The sequence below is a fragment of the Mycobacterium sp. NPDC050853 genome (genome assembly GCF_040653875.1).
GTDB lineage: Bacteria > Actinomycetota > Actinomycetes > Mycobacteriales > Mycobacteriaceae > Mycobacterium.
Window position 1 is genome coordinate 142,539 of record NZ_JBFAGW010000007.1, and the last position, 18,736, is coordinate 161,274.

An 18,736-nucleotide genomic window follows, 5' to 3' on the forward strand; every position below is an offset into this window, starting at 1 on the left:
ACGTCGGGACATCGTTATGTGGGGCCACCGCTAGCTCAGTATGTTCACCGCACGGGCGAGCACCAGCGCGACTGTGGAGAGGGCCACCATGGATTGCAAGGTCATCAGCATCTTGGCCCAGCGTGACAGTGGCATGGTGTCGGTAGGGGAGAACGCGACGACGTTGGTGAAGCTCACGTACAGGTAATCGGGGAATTTTGGGCGCCAATCGGGCGGTGCGAGTTCAGGATTGGCCATCTGCGGAAACATGAAGTCCGGGTATGGCCGTTTGGTGGTGTGGCGTGCGAACGGCCCGCCGCGATCGAACTCCCAGTACCACATGCCGAACACGATCACGTTGGTGATGAAGATTGCCAGCCCGCTGCCGAGGAGCACCCGTGGGTTATCGCCCATCTGCCCGCTGACGATCTTGTAGTTCAGCAGTGCCGCCGAGATGGTGTTGTCGGCGGTAATCGCGGCAATCAGCAAGTACGTGGCCCATCGCCCGATGGTTGTCGAACGGGTGAGCCTTACGGGGTTCAGGATCACCAGCACCACCAGGAGTGCGAATTCAAGCGCGGGTAATGGCCAACGTGGTGTCAGGTTGAACTGCGGGGGTATGGACAGTTGGAGCCCGATCGCCGCAAGGAGCGCGATGAGAACTGGTATCCGACTTTCGGGCGCACCAGGACGCAGCCAAGATGGCAGGCGCTGTTCGGCGGCAAGCACGTCGTCGGTCACCTCGTGGGCAAGCCGCTCCACACGGTGCCCTCCGGGATATTCGGCGGCCGGTTCGCTTGGCGAAGACATGGGGATGTAATACACCCCGCGGTGAGAATCCGTTCAGTGAATGAGCGAGCCTGTGAGCCAGACGATGCTGGCTACGGCGGCGGCGGAGAGCACCGCGGTCGACATCGAGGCCATGAGCAACAGGCCGATCACGAAGACCATCGCACCGGCTCCGAGTGCGGACAGCTTGTAGACGGGCCACGCCACCCCGGCGACGTCCACCGACCGCACCTCATGTGCCGCGCGCTCGAAGGTTGTCATGAATAAAGGATAAGCCTTATCGGGAAGTTTGGTCAACCGAACACGCACATCGTGGGTTATGAAACAAAGTCCTTGGGTAGGTTCGACGCAGGTCGCGTCCCCGGTGTTCGGCGTTATCGGCGTGAATTCCCGATAGGTAGAGCGATACAGTTGTCCGCATGCCAGTAACCGGTGAATACGAACCCAGTGGACTCGATTGGTCGCAGAAGCAGGTGGCCAAGATTCTCGAGAGCGGGACGACCGACGGCATCACCATTGCGGACATGCCGGTGATCCTCCTGACCACGCTCGGTGCCAAGTCGGGCAAGCTGCGCAAGATCGCGCTGATGCGGGTGGAACACGACGGCGAGTACGCCATCGTCGCCTCGCTCGGCGGCGCCCCCAAGAACCCCGTCTGGTACTACAACGTGAAGGAAAACCCGCTCGTCGAGTTGCAGGACGGCAGCACCACGAAGGACTACCAAGCACACGAGGTGTCCGGCGACGAGAAGACGCAGTGGTGGGATCGTGCCGTCGAGGCCTACCCGCCCTACGCCGAATACCAGACCAAGACCGACCGTCAGATCCCGGTTTTCGTGCTGACGCCTGTCTCTTGAGTGCCAACCAGATGGTGACCGCCGCCGATATCGACGCCGCGGCCAAGCGCATCGATGAAGTGGTGCACCCGACTCCCGTTCAACATGCCGATCGGCTCTCGATGCTCACGGGCGCCAACGTGTATCTCAAACGCGAAGACTTGCAATCGGTTCGGTCGTACAAATTGCGCGGAGCTTTCAATCTCCTGATGCAGCTCAGCGACGAGGAGAAGGCCGCCGGCGTGGTGTGCTCCAGTGCCGGTAACCATGCCCAGGGCTTCGCGCTGGCGTGCAAGTCGATGGGCGTGCACGGGCGCGTCTATATCCCGAGCAAGACGCCCAAGCAGAAGCGGCAACGAATCATTTACCACGGCAACGGATTCGTGGATCTGATCGCGGTCGGCCACGGCTATGACGAAGCGGCCGCCGCGGCCAAGGCCGATGCCGAACGTACCGGGGCCACCTTGGTACCGGCATTTGACGACGTGCGGACCATCGCAGGGCAGGGCACCATCGCTGCGGAGATCCTCGACCAGCTTGATGTCCAACCGGATGTTGTGGTGGTCCCGGTAGGCGGTGGCGGGTGTATCTCCGGGATCGTCACGTACTTGCGCGAGCGGGCACCACAGGTGCGGGTCGTGGGCGTTGAACCGGCGGGTGCCGCGTGTATGGCTGCGGCCATGCATGCGGGCGGGCCGGTTCCACTCGAGCATGTGGACCCCTTCGTCGACGGCTGTGCGGTAAAGGTGGCCGGGACGGTTCCGTATCGGTTGCTGGCCTCGGCGGGGGAGGCGCTCACGTTGATGACCGTCGACGAAGGTGCGGCCTGCACCGCGATGCTGGAGCTCTATCAGAACGAGGGGATCATCGCTGAGCCCGCCGGTGCGCTGTCGGTTGCCGCGCTGTCGGAGATGTCGATCGAGCCGGGATCCACTGTGGTGTGCCTGATTTCCGGTGGTAACAACGATGTTTCGCGGTACGGCGAGATCCTGGAACGCTCGCTGGTGCACCTGGGGCTCAAGCATTACTTCCTGGTTGATTTCCCGCAGGAGCCCGGTGCGCTGCGGCGTTTCCTGGGAGAGATACTCGGTCCGAATGACGACATCACACTGTTCGAGTACGTCAAGCGGAACAACCGCGAGATGGGTGCCGCGCTGGTGGGCATCGAGCTCAGTAACGCCGACGACCTGCCGGGCCTGGTGGCGCGGATGAGCGATTCCGATTTGGATATCGAACGGCTGGAACCCGATTCGCCGGCTTTCCGCTACCTGACGTAGCGGGACCGACTACCCGCTTTTACGCAGCACGATGAGGGCGCGATCCTGCACCCGCACGGCCTGGCCCGCGTCGATGAGGGCAGAGCACTTGCCGGTCGGTTCGGCGGTGTCCAGTACCGCGGTCCATTGGTTGGCGTAGTCGCCGTCGGGCGTCACAAAATCCAACGGTTCGTCATAGGCGTTGAAACACAACAAGAAAGAGTCGCCGGACACGCGCTCACCGCGCGCGTTGGGTTCGGGAATGGCCTCGCCGTTGAGGAAGACGGCGAGGCTCTTGCCGAAGCCGCTGTCCCAATCGGCGGTGGTCATTTCCTCGCCGGCGGGTGTCAGCCAGGCGATATCGCGTACTTCCTCGCCCTCCCGAATCGGTCGACCCGCGAAGAACCGGCGGCGCCGGAACACTGGGTGTTGTTTGCGCAGCGCGATCACCGACGTGGCGAATTGCAGGAGGTCGGCGTTGGTCTGGGCTAGTTCCCAATCCATCCAGGACAGCGGGGAGTCCTGGCAGTAGACGTTGTTGTTGCCCAGCTGGGTCCGGCCGATCTCATCGCCGTGCGAGAGCATGGGTGTGCCCTGGCTCAGCACCAGGGTCGCCAGGATGTTGCGCATCTGGCGGGCCCGCAGTGCGAGGACTTGCGGGTCATCGGTGGGCCCCTCCACACCGCAGTTCCATGAGCGGTTGTAGGTTTCCCCGTCCTTATTGTTCTCGCCGTTGGCCTCGTTATGTTTCTCGTTGTAGGACACCAAGTCCCGCAGCGGGAAACCATCGTGCGCGGTGACGAAGTTGATGCTCGCGCTGGGTCGGCGCCCGGTGGCCTCGTACAGGTCGGACGAGCCGGTGAGCCGGGAGGCGAACTCCCCGAGGGTGGCGGGCTGCCCACGCCAATAGTCGCGGACGGTATCGCGGAACTTGCCGTTCCATTCGGTCCACAGCCCGGGGAAGTTCCCGACCTGGTATCCGCCCTCGCCGATATCCCAGGGCTCGGCGATCAACTTGACCTGACTGACGATCGGATCCTGCTGCACCAGATCGAAGAACGCCGAGAGCCGGTCGACATCGTGTAGCTCGCGGGCCAGGGTGGAGGCCAGATCAAAGCGAAACCCGTCGACATGCATCTCGGTGACCCAGTAGCGCAGCGAGTCCATGATGAGCTGCAGCGTGTGTGGATTGCGGGCATTGAGGCTGTTACCGGTGCCGGTGTAGTCGGTGTACCGGGCGAGGTTGTCATCGTTGAGCTTGTAATAGGCGCGATTGTCGATGCCCCGGAAGCCCAGTGTCGGGCCGATATGGTCGCCCTCGGCGGTGTGGTTGTAGACAACGTCGAGAATGACCTCGATATCCGCCTCGTGCAGTGCGCGCACCATCGCCTTGAACTCCGCGACGGAGCCACCGGCGTGCGGTGAGGACGCGTATCCGGCATGCGGGGCCAGGAATCCGAAGGTGTTGTACCCCCAGTAGTTTCGCAGCCCGAGAGCGATCAGTCGGCTGTCGTGGAAGAACTGGTGCACGGGCATCAGCTCGATGGCAGTAATGCCGAGGGAATGCAGATGGTCGATTACCACCGGATGTGCCAGACCGGCGTAGGTGCCTCTGAGCTCTTCGGGAACGCCGGGATGCGTCTGCGTCATGCCCTTGACGTGGGCCTCGTAGATGACTGTCTCGTGGTAGGGAGTACGGGGGCGGCGATCAGAACCCCAGTCGAAGTACGGGTTGATGACCACGGTGGTCATGGTGTGACCCAGGGAATTTCGCGCGAGAAGTACCTCGGTGTCGAGCGGTTCGGTCTGGTAGGAGATTAGTGGCGGCGAGACGGCGGGCGCATAGTCGAATTCGCCGTGGAAGGCCTTGCCGTAGGGGTCGAGCAGCAGCTTGCTCGGGTCGCAGCGGTGCCCGCTCGTAGGATCCCAGGGGCCGTGTACCCGGAATCCGTAACGCTGGCCGGGGGAGATGGTCGGCAGGTAGCAGTGCCAGACGTACCCGTCGACCTCGTCGAGGGATATTCGGGTTTCGGTGCCGTCCTTGGCGACTAGGCACAGCTCGACGGCGCTCGCGACCTCGGAGAACAAGGAGAAGTTGGTGCCTGCTCCGTCATAGGTGGCACCCAGCGGATAGGGGTTGCCCGGCCATACCTGAAGTGGTGGCAGGGTCATACTCATAGACCCTATCGGTCGCCCGCCGGGATCGCGCGGCTCACTGGCCCGGCGGAATCGGCCGCCACCACCCGGTGGCGATGGCGATCTGCCGCCCCAGCTCTTTGGTCATGGTGCGCATATAGGTGGCCGAGATGTGGTGAGAATCGTGATATACCAACACGTTTCCCTCTACAACCCGGCACTTGTCGGGTCGGCACACGGCGCGGGTCATGTCGAGGATCTTCAGCAGCGGGAACTGGTTCGCGATGGCGAGCGTCGGATTCACGTCGTCGAGCGCGCGGTTGCGATCCATGGCACATGAATCAGAGTTTCCACCCGCGGAAATGCAGTCTGCGGCGGCGTAGGTGGTGCCGTCCTTGTCGATGAGCCAGGGGGTGTCGCGCATGCCGAGAACCGGGATCCCGGCCTCGTCGAAGGCCGACCAGATACCTAAGTAGCTATCGGGCATCACGTCACCGTCGCCGAATGCCGAGCGCGGACGGGTAGTGGTGGTGAAGACGTACGCGGGGTGTTCCTTGATCAGCCGCGACATGACCTCGTCGACCCACTTCTTGCAATCGGGGTAGGGATCGTTGGATCCGGCGATACGGGGGACCTCTTCGGTGCTGAGCGGGCAGCCCATCTTGAGATAGGTGGTGACCTTGAAGTTGTGTTGCCGCCCCAAGACGTCTAACGCGGTGATCCAGTGTTCGGCGTGTGATCCACCGGCAAGAGCGATGGTTCGGGTGGCATGCGGATTGCCGTAGGTACAGCTGATTACCGCACGGTTTCGGAAATCGCTGATGCAGTCCTGCTCGGTGGTGATCGGCAAGTCGTCGGAGGCTTCCAGCGTGGTAGGCCGCATCGGCAGATCGGGCACACGGTCGCCGTATAGCAGCGCCCCCGCGCCCGGATAGTCGCGCGGGCGTAGACCGGAGAGTTCCTTGCCGTTCGAGCGTTGCACCGTGACGTGTTCGAGCCACGTGAACGAGGTCGCGGTGAGTGCGACAGCCATCAGGACGATCGACGTGCCGAGCGCCAGCGTGGGGCGACGCAATCGGACCCACACCGTCGAGGATTTGGGCGAGACCCTCGGGTAGCGCAGGGGCGTCTCGACGAACTTGTTCGTCAGATATGCCAGCGCCAGCGACACACCGAGAATGGCCGCACCCTCCCACAGCGACACCTTGGGTTCGCCGCTGAAGACCATCCAGTACACCAGCAGTGGCCAGTGCCACAGGTACAGCGAGTAGGCCAGCGAGCCCAGCTCGACCGGTGGCCGGGTGGCGAGGAATCGATTGATCACCGGTGGAGAGGTGTCGGCCGGCAAGTTCGCCGCCGACAAGATGAGGATCAGCGTGGCGACGACGGGCACCAGCGCTAGTGGGCCCGGGAATTCGCGGACGCCGTTGATGAACGCGCCGCAGGACAGGATCGCCGCGAGGGCCGCGATGCTGAGGACCTGGCGAAGCCACATCGGCCAGCGCGTACCCGCTACCAACGCGCCAACCAGCACGCCCAGCAGCAACTCCCAAGCCCGCGCGAACGTGTTGTAGTAGGCGAGCGACTGAAAGTCGATATGGGCGTAGATCGCGTACGCGAAGGATGCGACGGCCAGACCCGCGATCACAGTGATGAGCACCGGGCGGATGAATCGGCCGAGCGGTTTGCGCAGAATGACGGCCAGCAGATACACCACCGCCAGAAAGCCGACGTAGAACTGTCCCTGCACCGACATCGACCAGAGGTGTTGCAGCGGGCTCACCGACTCGCTGGCCGCCAGATAGTCGGCGGCGGTGTTGGCGAGCTCCCAGTTCTGGTAGTAGCCGAGACTGGCCAAACTCTGTTCGGCGAACGTCTCCCATCTGGTTTCCGGTTGCACCAGGACGGTGAGTACGGCGCAGGCCGCCAGCACCAGGATGAGAGCCGGGAGCAGGCGCCGGACCAGTCGTTTCAAGACCGGCACCGGGTTGAGTGACGCTCCCTGTGTGGTCGCTGTGCGAAGTAGCTTGCTGCCGTAAAAAAAGCCGGAGAGGGTTAAGAAAACGTCAACTCCACCTGATACCCGGCCGAACCACACGTGAAATACCGCGACTAAGAAGATTGCCACGCCGCGCAGGCCGTCAAGGTCGTAGCGATGAAATGCCTTGTTGACCTTGGGTTTTGGGGTGGCGTCTATCGCCGCGGCGGGTGGCACCTCGGGATCGGTCATTGGTTTGGTTGCTGAGACGAAGAACATTTTCGCCCCCAATGTACCCATGGTTGCCGAGAGTCTCGTCAGTTGTGCACTTACGGCGTGTGCGCCCCGAGGCGGATGGCTGCATATCGCTCGCCTGTGACAGGCTCGACAACTGTGCCGAGGTTGACACCAGATGAGGTCGGAGCCGTCGATGCTGCGCATGTATGGCATCCGTACAGCAGGATTGGCGACCCGATGCGACCGCTGGTGGTGACCGGCGCACGCGGGCCGAACATCACCGTGGTGCGCGCCGGCGAACAGGTCGAGGTGCTCGACGGGATGAGCTCATGGTGGGCGTGTATCCATGGCCACGGACACCCGGCACTGGACCAGGCGGTGACCGCGCAGTTGGCCTCGATGAGTCATGTCATGTTCGGTGGGCTCACCCACGAACCTGCCGCGCGGCTGGCGCAGCTGCTCGTGGAGCTCACGCCGCCCGGCCTGGAAACGGTGTTCTTCAGTGACTCCGGATCCGTGTCAGTGGAAGTGGCGATCAAGATGGCGCTGCAGTACTGGCGCAGCCTGGGACTGCCCGCCAAACACCGTCTGATGACCTGGCGTGGGGGTTATCACGGCGACACCTTCACCCCGATGAGCGTGTGCGACCCAGACGGCGGTATGCATTCGCTGTGGTCCGGCGAGTATTCGGTGCTGGCCAAGCAGATCTTCGCCGACCAGGTTCCCAGTGCATACGACGACGTGTACATGACGCGCTTCGAAGCGGAGCTGTCGGAGCACGCCGCAGAACTTGCCGCCGTCATCGTGGAACCGGTGGTCCAGGGCGCCGGTGGCATGCGGTTCCACGATCCGCGCTATCTGTCGGACCTGCGCGCCATCTGTGACAGGCACGGCGTACTGCTCATTTTCGATGAGATCGCGACCGGATTCGGGCGCACCGGCGAGCTGTTCGCCGCCGATCACGCGGACGTAAGCCCCGACATCATGTGCGTCGGCAAGGCGATGACCGGCGGTTATCTCACCTTGGCCGCCACGCTGTGTACCGGCAAGATCGCACGCACTATCAGCGACGGCCCGGTGGGCGCGCTCATGCACGGCCCGACTTTCATGGCCAACCCCTTGGCGTGTTCGGTGGCGGTCGCATCGATCGAGCTGCTGCTGTCCGGGGACTGGAAGTCACGAATCGCGGAGATCTCCGCGGGACTACGTGAGGGCCTGGCACCTGCCGCCGATCTCGAGGGTGTCGCCGATGTGCGGGTCTGCGGGGCGATCGGCGTCATCGACATGGAGCTCCCGTTGGGGACGCGCGGCATGCAGATCGCTACGGACGCGGCGCTGGATGCGGGGGTGTGGCTGCGCCCCTTCCGGACCTTGATCTACACCATGCCGCCCTACATCTGCGGTGATGACGAGATCCGCCGTATCACCGATGCGATGGTGAGCGCGGCGACCGCTGTCGAGGTTGCATCGCCGGGGCCGAGCGCAGTGGCGGGAAAATGAACCCCGTGCGCTAACCTGAACACCGTTCAGGAGAGGAGGCCCGGTGGGTCCGACATCACCGCTTGCCTGGCTGGCCGAGGTCGAGCGTCAGCGTGAAGCCGCGGGATTGCGTCGACGGCTCCGTACCCGCAGTGCGGCCGAGCCCGAGATTGACCTGGCATCCAATGATTACCTGGGCCTGGCGCGACACCCGCAGGTCATCGACGCCGGCATCGAGGCATTGCGGCTGTGGGGCGCCGGATCCACAGGATCGCGCCTGGTCACCGGCAATACCGAGCTGCACGAGGAGCTCGAGCACGAACTGGCGACCTTCATGGGCGCCGAGTCTGCGCTGGTGTTCTCATCCGGATACACCGCCAATCTCGGTGCGGTGGTGGCACTTTCAGGACCTGGAACGCTCATTGTTTCCGACGCGCGCACCCACGCCTCGTTGATCGACGCGTGTCGGCTGTCGCGGGCGCGGGTGGTCGTGACCCCGCACCGCGACGTGCAGGCGGTCGCTCAAGCCCTGGCGCAGCGCCCCGAGAAGCGTGCGTTGGTGCTCACCGACTCGGTCTTCAGTGCGGACGGTGCGCTGGCGCCGTTAAACGAGCTTCACGCGGTGAGCCACAGCCATGGCGCGGTGCTACTGGTTGACGAGGCGCACGGGCTGGGGGTGCGCGGAGTCGGGGGACGTGGCCTGGTGGCCGAGGCCGGTCTTTCAGGTGCCGACGATCTCGTCGTGACCGTCACACTCTCCAAGGCGCTGGGCAGCCAGGGCGGGGCAGTCCTGGGACCTGAGGCGATTCGTGCCCACCTCATCGACGCTGCTCGCCCGTTCATATTTGATACCGGGCTGGCTCCGGCCGCGGCCGGAGCGGCACTGGCGGCTCTGCGGTTGATGGCTGTGGAACCCGAGCGAGTGCAAGCCGTCCTCGATCACGCCGCCACGTTGGGCGATTGGTGCGGGTTGGCGCATCGGCCGGAATCGGCAGTGGTGCCGGTGATTCTCGGTGATCCCGAGATCGCGTTCAACGCGGCCAAAGCATGTCTTGAGCAAGGTGTTCGGGTGGGCTGCTTCCGCCCGCCATCAGTTCCCGAGGGGCAGTCGCTGCTGCGCCTGACGGCCCGTGCCTCGCTCACCGAGGCCGATATGGACCGCGTGCGCGAGGTGCTCGCCGACGTGCTGGCACTGGCCCGACAGTGACCGTCCTGCTGGTCACCGGGACATCGACCGGGGTGGGGAAGACCGTGGCGACGGCGGCGTTGGCCGCTGCGGCGGTGAGCCAGGGAATCACGGTGACGGTCTGCAAGCCGGTTCAGACCGGCGACGACCGTGACGCCGACGAGGTTGCCCGATTGTCGGGTGTGACCCGGGTCGAGACGTTCGCGTCCTATCCCGAGCCGCTCACGCCGGTCGTTGCGGCTAATCGGGCCGGTATGCGGCTGCTGGATCGGGTGGAGATGGCGCAGGCGATCTATCGGTTGGATCGTCCGGGTGCACTCACGCTCGTCGAGGGCGCCGGGGGACTGTTGGTCGAGCTGGGCGCCGACGGGGTGACCCTGCGCGATCTGGCGATTCATCTCGACGCGCCGGTACTGGTGGTCACTACGGCAGATCTCGGCACCCTCAACCACACCGCCTTGACAATGGAAGCCCTTGCGGCACAGTCGGTTCCTTGTGCGGGGCTGGTGGTGGGGAGTTTCCCGGCGGAGCCCGATTTGGCGCAACGGCTCAATCGTGACGACTTGGCGAGCCACTTCAAGACGCCTGTGCGCGCCGTGGTTCCGGAGGGGGCATCACGTTTGATGCCTGCGGTGTTTAGCGAGATGAGCGTTGCGCTCTTCGATCCTCAGTGGGTGGCCGAGCTCGTGGCCTCTAACTGATCGTGCTGGACTGACGGGCCAGTTGACCGATTCCGTCGACCAGAAGGCGGACCCCGAAACCGAACTGTGCGGTGGGGTCGGCGAGGCCTGTGCCGTCCGCGAGAAATGATTGGCCGTCTTCGAGCGCCCCGGCCGAGTCCCATTGCAGTCTGGACTGTTCGTCGGCGACATACCCCAGCACGTAGTAGGTGATGCTGCGGGCGGCGAGTTTGGCAGGAATCACTTCCAGCCCCGCGGTCACGGCGGCATCGGCAAGGCGTCCGAGCACCGTGATCATGTGGGACGTCTGCCCGGAGGCGAAACTCGCCGACACCAGTTCGGCCCCGTCCTTGTGCGAGAGCAGCGCATCGCGCAGCGCGGTGCATAGAAACTCAATGCGCAGCTGCCAGGCCGAGTCACGGCGATCTGTTTCGGCCAGTGGCGCCAGCACGTGGTCGGCGACCGCGCCGAGCAACTGCTGCTTATTCGCGAAATGCCAGTACAGGGCGCTGGGCGCGATATCGAGCTCGCGGGCCAGTCGGCGCATGGTCAGGTCCGCGATCCCGTAATCGTCGAGGATCGCGGTCGCCCTGTGGACCAGGTCGTGTCGGTTCAGCGGGGACGAACGCCCCGCCTTGTTTGGCTCACTGATGGCCATACTCTAACCTGAACACCGTTCAGGATGAGATCGACGTGAGGAGCGCTGCGTGACGCAAGCAGCCGAAGTAGGCACCGTGGCGGAGGGTACCGACCGCGACATACTGGCGATCGCCCGTGAGCAGGTCCTCGAGCAAGGCGTTGGCCTGACCCAGGACCAGGTGCTGAGGGTGCTCCAGCTTCCCGACGACCGGCTGGAAGAGCTACTCGCTCTCGCTCACGACGTCCGGATGCAGTGGTGCGGCCCGGAGGTCGAGGTCGAGGGCATCATCAGCCTCAAAACCGGTGGTTGCCCCGAGGACTGCCATTTCTGTTCGCAGTCCGGTCTATTCGCATCCCCTGTACGCAGTGCCTGGCTCGATATTCCGAGCCTGGTCGAGGCCGCCAAGCAGACCGCGAAGTCCGGCGCGACCGAGTTCTGCATCGTGGCGGCCGTCCGCGGACCCGACGAGCGGCTGCTCGCTCAGGTTGCGGCCGGTATCGAAGCCATTCGCAACGAGGTCGACATCCAGATCGCCTGCTCGCTGGGCATGCTTACCCAGGAGCAGGTAGACCGCCTGTCGGCGATGGGCGTGCACCGGTACAACCACAACCTTGAAACCGCCAAGTCGCACTTCCCGAACGTGGTGACCACCCACAGCTGGGAGGAGCGCTGGGACACCCTCAGGATGGTCCGCGAAGCCGGCATGGAGGTCTGCTGCGGCGGCATTCTCGGCATGGGTGAAACCTTGGAGCAGCGCGCCGAATTCGCCGCGAACCTGGCGGAGCTGGAACCCGACGAGGTTCCGCTGAACTTCCTGAACCCGCGCCCCGGAACGCCTTTCGGCGATCTGGAGGTGCTCCCGGCCTCGGACGCGTTGCGTGCAGTCGCCGCATTCCGTCTGGCGCTGCCGCGAACCATACTGCGGTTCGCCGGCGGGCGTGAGATCACCCTGGGTGATCTGGGCGCCAAGCAGGGCATTCTGGGCGGTATCAACGCCGTCATCGTCGGCAACTACCTGACGACACTGGGCCGTCCGGCCGAGGCGGACCTGGAGCTGCTCGTTGATCTGCAGATGCCGATCAAGGCACTCAACAGCAGCCTGTGACCAATACTCTCTATGTGATGGGTACTGAACCGGTGGACGCCGGTGAGTACAACGTGTACACCGGGGCGAAAATCGAGGGCTCGACCGGGTTGTCCATGCCGACGGCCGCACAGTTGGGCTTGGAGCCTCCTCGGTTCTGTGCGGCATGCGGACGACGGATGATCGTGCAGGTTCGTCCCGACGGCTGGCGCGCCAAATGTTCGCGTCACGGCGAGGCGGACTCCAAGCAGCTCGAGCAGCGATGAGCGCGAGCGAAGAGCATCAGGTCCCGATGAGCGTCGTGGATCAGGCTGCCGCTCCGCGCCTTTCGCATCTTCGCGCGGCAGCACTCGTCTTCGGCGGACTTACCGCTGCCGGCGCGTTGGTGGGGGCGTTGTGGAGCGTAATCGCTCCGGGCGCACACGGAGCCATCGCCGACACCCGTGATAACGGCCGGGTGTTTGTGCATCTGGGCAACCAGGCAGACAATTTCTTTATTGCCACCACCATGCTGACCGGGATGTCCGCGGTGGTGGCCGTGATCGTGTCGGCTGCCGCCTGGCAATGGAGGGCGCATCGCGGCCCGATGATGGCGTGTGCGATTACCTTGGGTGCCTTGGCATCCTCGGCGGTGGCGGCGGGAGTCGGCGCCGCACTGGTCCGATTGCGTTATGGCGCATTCGATATCGCAGCCGCTCAGCTCGAAGAGGGGCACCGGATCAAGTACGTCGTGGAAGCTCCCGCGGTGTTCTACGGTCACACGCCGACCCAAATTGCCGTCACGCTCGCGCTGGCCCCGTGCCTCGCGGCGGTCATCTACATGTTCTGTGTAGCCGCCTGTGCGCGTGACGATCTCGACGCCTGGCCACCCGCACCGACGCCCCTCTATCGGGCCCCGGTGCCCTTGCCGCCCGTGGAAGGCGCTAACTCGACGGCCTAGGTTGTTTCGAGGTGCAGTGAGCGCGCGGTCGCCCGAACTGAATCACTAACCGCCGCTGTATCCCAGTCGACATCTCCGATGCTGGGGATTGCCTTGATCATCGTGGTCTGCCACGACGTCCGCCATTGATCGGGAAAGCAGCGTTGCAGGAGGTTAAGCATGATGGGGACTGCAGTGGATGCGCCCGGAGATGCACCGAGTAGTCCCGCGATGGTGTCATCGGCGCCGACGACGAGTTCGGTGCCTTGTTGAAGCACTCCGACACGTCGGGGGTCGGGGGTAATGAGCTGCGCTCGTTGACCTGCTGGGATAAGTTCCCAATCGCCAGGATTGGCGTCCGGGTAGTACCGACGCAACTGCGCTAGCCGTTGTCGTGAGCCCGCCGCGAGTTGGGCGATGAGATATCTGATCAGTGCCAGATTCTGGATGAGTGCGGCCGCGATTACGTGCACGTTGTGCCAGCGCACGGTCGTGAAGAACTCGGTCCATCGCCCGTGTTTCAGCAGCCTGGTGCTGAACGTCGCATATGGCCCGAACATGAGATACGGCAGACCCTCGACAATGCGTTTGTCTAGGTGCGGTACCGACATCGGTGGTGCCCCGACGGGGGCTTGCCCGTACACCTTGGTCCGGTGCTGGCCGGCAACGGTGAGGTCCTCGCACCGCAGGAATGCGGCGCCGACGGGCAAAACCGCGTATCCGCGCACCTCGGGAAGGCGTGCTCGTTGTAGTAATCGCAGCGCCTGTCCGCCAGCGCCGACGAACACCATGCGCCCACGGATCATGTAGTCGCCGTCGCAGTTTCGACCAGTCACCATCCAGGAACCGTTGCCGGTCCGGTTGAGGGCGCGGACCTCATGGCCCAGGTGTACGTGACCGCCGCGGTCGGTGATGATCCGAGTAAGTCCCCGGGTGAGCGCACCGAAGTCGATATCAGTCCCGTCGGGGTGGTGGGTGGCGGCGATGGGCTCACCCGGTACGCGTCCGCGCATCACCAGTGGTGCCCATTGGTCGATGGTGGTGGGATCCTCGGTGAACTGCATGCCGGTGAACATCGGATCAGCGGACAGCGTTTCGTATCGTCGTCGCAGATAGTCGACATCGTCGCGTCCGAAGACCACCGCCATATGCGCGGCGGAGTGAATGTACGCATCCGGATCCAGCAGTGCGTTCTCGGCAAGGTAGGACCACCACTGGCGGCTGAGATGAAATTGTCGAGCGATCGCCGTGGGCTTCGCACCGTCTGCGGGATCTGGCATGTAGTTGAGCTCGCAGAATCCGGTGTGCCCGGTGCCCGCATTGTTCCAGGGATCGCTGCTTTCGGTGGCCAGCGCATCGGCCCTCTCCAACAGCACAATTCGCCACTCGGGTGCCAGTATCGACAGCATCGAGCCCAAGGTGGCAGACATGATGCCGCCGCCGATCAGCACGACATCGGCATCTTCGTGAGATACGCGGGGAGCCTTCCGGGATCTGGTCATACAGCCACCATCTACCGCCGACATTCGTTCCGTCCAATGAATGATTGGAGGAGTAGCATCCGATAATGGATAGTTGGACATCGCAGCTCGCACCACAGTTGCGGGCCCTGGTTGAGCTGGCTGCCCATGACGGGCATATGACTCAGGCGGCGGTCGCACTCGATATTCCGCAGTCATCGATGAGTCGACGGATTCACGCGTTGCAGACGGCTCTGGGAGTGCCACTGCTCATTCATGACGGCAGAACAGTGCGCCTCACACCCGAGGCGCAACGTCTGGCTTTGCGTGCGCGTGAACCACTTGCCGAACTAGACCAGACACTTGCCGAGCTCAGCGGCGACGCGGATCCGGAGCACGGCACTGTGCGCTTCGGGTTCCCCCTCACGATGGGCTCGGGTCACGTCCCCGACCTTCTCGCCGCCTTCCGGCATCGACACCCAGGCATCCGAGTACGCCTCAAGCAGGCACACGGCACCGAACTCGGCGCAGAGCTGCTGACCGGCCACCTCGACCTGGCCATCGTGATTCCGGCACCCGAGCGCCTGCACCACACCACAATCGGCACCCAACACATCCATGTCGCGGTGCCCGCAGACCACCGACTTGCCGTCGCCACCGAACTACATCTGGACGAGTTGGTGGGCGAAACCTTCATCGCCAACCCGCCCAGCTACAACCTTCGCCAACTCACCGAAACATGGTGCCGTGAAGCGGGATACACCCCGAATATCGCCATCGAAGTCAGCGAATTCGGCACCATCCGTGAACTCATCAGTCGTGGCCTTGGTATTGCGCTGTTGCCTCATGACGACCGCACTCCACCCGGTATTACCGAAGTACCGCTCGCCGGCAGTGGTTATCGCCGTTCTATCGCTCTGGCGTGGGGAACAACCACCCGCGCAGCATCCACCTGTCGACTGAACGACTTTCTACTCCAACACTTCTCGCCGAGCGCCGTCAACAATGTAGTGACAACCAACGACTAATCGTGGCTGCCCGCTCCCGACTTGGAACCGTCGCCACCGGATTTGGGCGAGCTACTCGCGGCGCCCGAGGGCTTGCTCGTAGAGTCGTGCGTTGATGTGGTGCCCGCTGACTTCGTATCTGAGGTCTTCGTGTCGGAAACCTTTGTCGTGGTATCCGGCGTCGTGGCCGCCGAAGATTTGGACGCTGACGAAGAGGGCCCGGACGATGTGGTCCCGGGTGAGTCACTCTTGCCCGTAGTGGATTGCCCGGTCGTCGATTGTGACGCTGAACCGCGGACGGTGCCCTGCGCGCTGACGGTGCCATGCTCAGTGGTGCTAGGGGCGGGGACCTTCGGCTTGACCTTGGTCACGACTCCGGCGGGAGGCTTGGCGTCCTTCCCTGAATCCTTAGCATCCCCGGTGTCTTTCGTCGGCGTGGTGCCCTTGGTCGTTTCGCCGGGCGATCCCTTCGCGCCAATCACCGCTCCGGATGGTGCGCCGTCTTTGGGGGAGTTCTGTGTACCGTCGGCAGCGGCATCCTTGACGTCCTCTTTGTCCGCCTCTTTGGTCTTCTCTTCGTTGGCGACGGCACCTGTGTTCTTGTCCTTGACGTGTGCCGTGGCCTCGGCGGAATCCTTCGCGGCCTGAGTGTCTGAGGGTGTCCTGGTGTCGGAAGCGACACTCGTTGCGGTGTTCTTAACGTCTTCTTTGGTTGAATCCTTCGCAGATTCCGTGCCCGGTTCTGTAGTGGTTTCTGCTTCGGTAGCGGGCTTTTCGGCGCTCACCAGCGCGTGCTCGATTTTGGGCAGACCCAGTGCATCGGCGAAGTGTGCCTGCGCATCCTTGATGGCCTTGGTGATCGGCGCCAATGCCTCATGAATGTCGGCGGGCAGAGCGCTGACGGCGTTCGGCGCTGCCTGGGCGGCGAGACCGGGAAGCGGTGGCAGTGGCGGCAGGAAATAACGCGCTTCTGCCCACGCGAAATTGATGACGGAGTTGACGATGGCGCCGCCGAACTGCCCGAACGAATTGACGATGTTGGAGAAGCTGGGGTCGTTGATGATCGGGTTGACGAGGTTGTAGACGAAGCTGTTCGCGATGGGGCGAACGAGATTGTCGTAGACGATGCCGATCTGTGCACTGACCAGTCCGCCGATCACGGGAACAAATCCGGCGCCCCACTGCGCCAGGTCTACGCCGTAATCCACCCAGTATTGGATGAACTGGTAGGCCTGATCGATGCCGTTGGTGATCGAGTTCGCGACACCGGGTACGGGCGCGACCGCGGCAGAAATGCCGGATCGCGACGGCGCACCGATGGCGGCAGGGGACTGGGCCGCTGCTGTACGCGGCGACACCGAGGGTGCGAGCTGGGTGATCGGGGCAAGCCCATGTGGGTTTGTCGACACGTTCGCCGCCTCGGAGGCGACGGGTGGCAGCGCGAATCTCAGCGCCCTGACCGCGCTCGGTGAGGTGTCGGCGACCCGCGGCGTGAATGCGAACGAGCTCAGCCGAATCGAAGCGGATCGGATATCGGGCAGTGAGATTGCGTGCGGTGCGGGCCGGATGACCGTCGGTGCGACGACCAAGGTAGTAACGGCGATAGCGGCCATGCCCGCCTTGAACAATGGATTGGCAGTCCGGTCCATCTCACTCCTCTGTAGGTATCGAAGCAGCGTACGTGGCAGCGGCGGACGAATCGCGAACCCGTGTGACCCGGTGTCGGCCAGCAATGTGACAACGATGGTGTCCAATTGCGTTGCAGGGCTGTGTAGCTGGTGCGATTTTCGTCGCTACCTTCGCAGCATGCCCTGATAGTCCTTGGTATGAACGTTATCGTGGATGCTGAATCGCGTCGTGGAGCCTGCCCGGGAAAGCATGTGGGCCACGGATTCTGGCAAATGTCCGATAGCTCGGGCGCCCTGTATAACTGCCCACACACCAAACCGGCTGCTTGGGACTATGGTCTTGGCTGCGGTGAGTGCCATTCGGCGACTGCCCCGTACGTATTCGGCCAACGCGGCTTCATACGCTGGATAGGCCAGTGTGTGATCGCCTGCGGCGGTGGCGATTTCTCCAGCCAGCACATATGCACCGACGACCGCGAGGCTGGTGCTGCCACCCACCGCAGGGCCGGGGCAGTAACCGGCATCGCCGACGAGTGTCACTCGACCCTTTGACCAGGTGTCCATTCGGAGCTGGGTGATGGAGTCCATGTAGAACATTTCGGACTCGCTGACCGCGGCGAGTAGCCGTGGCACTTCCCAGCCAAAGTTCTGGTAAACCGCATGTAGGAGCGTCTTTTGTCGATCGAAATCGCGGTGGTGGTACTCCAGTGGTTCGGGTGGCCGGAAAAGGAAGATCGCTCGGGCATCGGGAAGCTGGGCGGCGCTATACATGCCTGCAATCCGGTTGACCTGCAAGGACATTAACGAACGGTCGCGTAGGCCGAGGTAGTTGGGTATCGATGCGACTGCCAGGTACTCGCCAAGCCAATGTGCGTAGGTGGATTCGGGGCCAAAGACCAAGCTCCGAACGTTCGAGTGCAAGCCATCTGCGCCGATGACAAGGTCGAACCGACGATCGGATCCCTTCTCGAAGGTGACGTCGACTCCGGTACCGTCCTGCGATAGCGAGGTTATTGAGTCATCGAAAATGTACTCCGCAGTGGAAAGGCTAGCGTTGTACAGGATCTCGCTGAGTTCGTCGCGCATGATTTCCACGTGACGTTGCGACACCGACGCGAAGATCCCTCCTTGGGGGATCTCAACCACACCTGGGTGACCTTCCCGGTGCATCGCGATGATCGCGGCGCCTGTCTCGTGGGCCATAATCGATTCGAGGACGCCCATCTTCTCGACAATGTCCATGGCCGGCTTGAAGAGATCAACGGCGTGCCCACCGGTCTTCCGGAGCGTTGGCGCACGTTCGACGACCGCTACGTCAAATCCATAGCGCGCCAGCCAAAAGGCCAGTGTGGGGCCGGCGACGCTAGCCCCCGAAATGAGTATCCGCATGGCTTCTCCTTACTTAACGATCGGTAAGTAAAATCGAGCATACTGCTTACCGA

Annotated in this window: 17 protein-coding genes; 9 read left to right on the top strand and 8 right to left on the bottom strand. The window is 63.4% G+C overall.

The window, feature by feature from the left end:
- Positions 1–30: 30 nt before the first annotated feature.
- Together AB0H22_RS20805 and AB0H22_RS20810 are read right to left on the bottom strand one after the other, a co-directional pair.
- Positions 31–789, bottom strand: a complete 759-nt coding sequence (locus AB0H22_RS20805; protein ID WP_358148619.1) for a hypothetical protein — start codon at positions 787–789, stop codon at positions 31–33.
- Between the two features lie 33 nt (positions 790–822).
- On the bottom strand, positions 823–1,029 hold the full coding sequence (locus AB0H22_RS20810; protein ID WP_180749947.1) for a hypothetical protein: 207 nt from the start codon (positions 1,027–1,029) through the stop codon (positions 823–825).
- 158 nt (positions 1,030–1,187) lie between these two features.
- On the opposite strand from AB0H22_RS20810, the gene AB0H22_RS20815 reads away from it, so the two are divergent.
- The gene (locus AB0H22_RS20815) at positions 1,188–1,625 is read left to right on the top strand and encodes a nitroreductase family deazaflavin-dependent oxidoreductase (RefSeq protein ID WP_180749948.1); all 438 of its coding nucleotides are present in this window, start codon (positions 1,188–1,190) and stop codon (positions 1,623–1,625) included.
- Positions 1,626–1,636: 11 nt separating this feature from the next.
- On the top strand, positions 1,637–2,881 hold the full coding sequence (gene ilvA / locus AB0H22_RS20820) for a threonine ammonia-lyase IlvA (protein ID WP_358148787.1): 1,245 nt from the start codon (positions 1,637–1,639) through the stop codon (positions 2,879–2,881).
- Between the two features lie 9 nt (positions 2,882–2,890).
- On the opposite strand, the gene glgX is transcribed toward ilvA, so the two are convergent.
- Positions 2,891–5,032, bottom strand: coding sequence for a glycogen debranching protein GlgX (gene glgX, locus AB0H22_RS20825; RefSeq protein ID WP_358148622.1), 2,142 nt, complete (start codon positions 5,030–5,032; stop codon positions 2,891–2,893).
- Between the two features lie 40 nt (positions 5,033–5,072).
- Positions 5,073–7,253: an acyltransferase family protein gene (locus AB0H22_RS20830; protein ID WP_180750344.1), complete on the bottom strand. Its 2,181-nt coding sequence runs from the start codon at positions 7,251–7,253 to the stop codon at positions 5,073–5,075.
- A 123-nt stretch (positions 7,254–7,376) separates the two neighbouring features.
- Here AB0H22_RS20830 and AB0H22_RS20835 point away from each other — a divergent pair, with 123 nt between their 5' ends.
- The 3 genes from AB0H22_RS20835 to bioD are packed head-to-tail and all read left to right on the top strand — an operon-like array spanning position 7,377 to position 10,577.
- Positions 7,377–8,711 carry an adenosylmethionine--8-amino-7-oxononanoate transaminase gene (locus AB0H22_RS20835; RefSeq protein WP_358148788.1) on the top strand — a complete coding sequence of 445 codons (1,335 nt, stop codon included), beginning with the start codon at positions 7,377–7,379 and terminating at the stop codon, positions 8,709–8,711.
- 43 nt (positions 8,712–8,754) lie between these two features.
- Positions 8,755–9,897, top strand: a complete 1,143-nt coding sequence (locus tag AB0H22_RS20840; RefSeq protein ID WP_180749950.1) for an 8-amino-7-oxononanoate synthase — start codon at positions 8,755–8,757, stop codon at positions 9,895–9,897.
- Positions 9,894–10,577, top strand: a complete 684-nt coding sequence (gene bioD / locus AB0H22_RS20845; protein ID WP_358148625.1) for a dethiobiotin synthase — start codon at positions 9,894–9,896, stop codon at positions 10,575–10,577. The genes AB0H22_RS20840 and bioD overlap by 4 nt, the downstream gene beginning before the upstream one ends.
- Here bioD and AB0H22_RS20850 read toward each other — a convergent pair.
- Positions 10,570–11,214, bottom strand: a complete 645-nt coding sequence (locus AB0H22_RS20850; RefSeq protein ID WP_180749952.1) for a TetR family transcriptional regulator — start codon at positions 11,212–11,214, stop codon at positions 10,570–10,572. The genes bioD and AB0H22_RS20850 overlap by 8 nt on opposite strands.
- Positions 11,215–11,290: 76 nt before the next feature.
- On the opposite strand from AB0H22_RS20850, the gene bioB reads away from it, so the two are divergent.
- The 3 genes from bioB to AB0H22_RS20865 are packed head-to-tail and all read left to right on the top strand — an operon-like array spanning position 11,291 to position 13,220.
- Positions 11,291–12,301 carry a biotin synthase BioB gene (bioB, locus tag AB0H22_RS20855; protein ID WP_180750346.1) on the top strand — a complete coding sequence of 337 codons (1,011 nt, stop codon included), beginning with the start codon at positions 11,291–11,293 and terminating at the stop codon, positions 12,299–12,301.
- A gap of 17 nt (positions 12,302–12,318) precedes the next feature.
- Positions 12,319–12,546 carry a hypothetical protein gene (locus tag AB0H22_RS20860; protein WP_358148627.1) on the top strand — a complete coding sequence of 76 codons (228 nt, stop codon included), beginning with the start codon at positions 12,319–12,321 and terminating at the stop codon, positions 12,544–12,546.
- Positions 12,543–13,220, top strand: a complete 678-nt coding sequence (locus AB0H22_RS20865; protein WP_358148630.1) for a DUF2567 domain-containing protein — start codon at positions 12,543–12,545, stop codon at positions 13,218–13,220. The genes AB0H22_RS20860 and AB0H22_RS20865 overlap by 4 nt, the downstream gene beginning before the upstream one ends.
- Here the strand turns inward: AB0H22_RS20865 and AB0H22_RS20870 are convergent.
- Positions 13,217–14,701 carry a malate:quinone oxidoreductase gene (locus tag AB0H22_RS20870; RefSeq protein WP_358148633.1) on the bottom strand — a complete coding sequence of 495 codons (1,485 nt, stop codon included), beginning with the start codon at positions 14,699–14,701 and terminating at the stop codon, positions 13,217–13,219. The genes AB0H22_RS20865 and AB0H22_RS20870 overlap by 4 nt on opposite strands.
- 65 nt (positions 14,702–14,766) lie before the next feature.
- On the opposite strand from AB0H22_RS20870, the gene AB0H22_RS20875 reads away from it, so the two are divergent.
- On the top strand, positions 14,767–15,687 hold the full coding sequence (locus tag AB0H22_RS20875; protein WP_180749956.1) for a LysR family transcriptional regulator: 921 nt from the start codon (positions 14,767–14,769) through the stop codon (positions 15,685–15,687).
- Here the strand turns inward: AB0H22_RS20875 and AB0H22_RS20880 are convergent.
- Entirely contained in the window at positions 15,684–17,315 is a 1,632-nt protein-coding gene (locus AB0H22_RS20880) for a hypothetical protein (protein ID WP_358148635.1), read from the bottom strand. The two genes, AB0H22_RS20875 and AB0H22_RS20880, sit on opposite strands and share 4 nt — an antisense overlap.
- A 144-nt stretch (positions 17,316–17,459) precedes the next feature.
- Entirely contained in the window at positions 17,460–18,683 is a 1,224-nt protein-coding gene (locus AB0H22_RS20885) for an FAD-dependent monooxygenase (RefSeq protein WP_358148637.1), read from the bottom strand.
- Between the last annotated feature and the right edge of the window lie 53 nt (positions 18,684–18,736).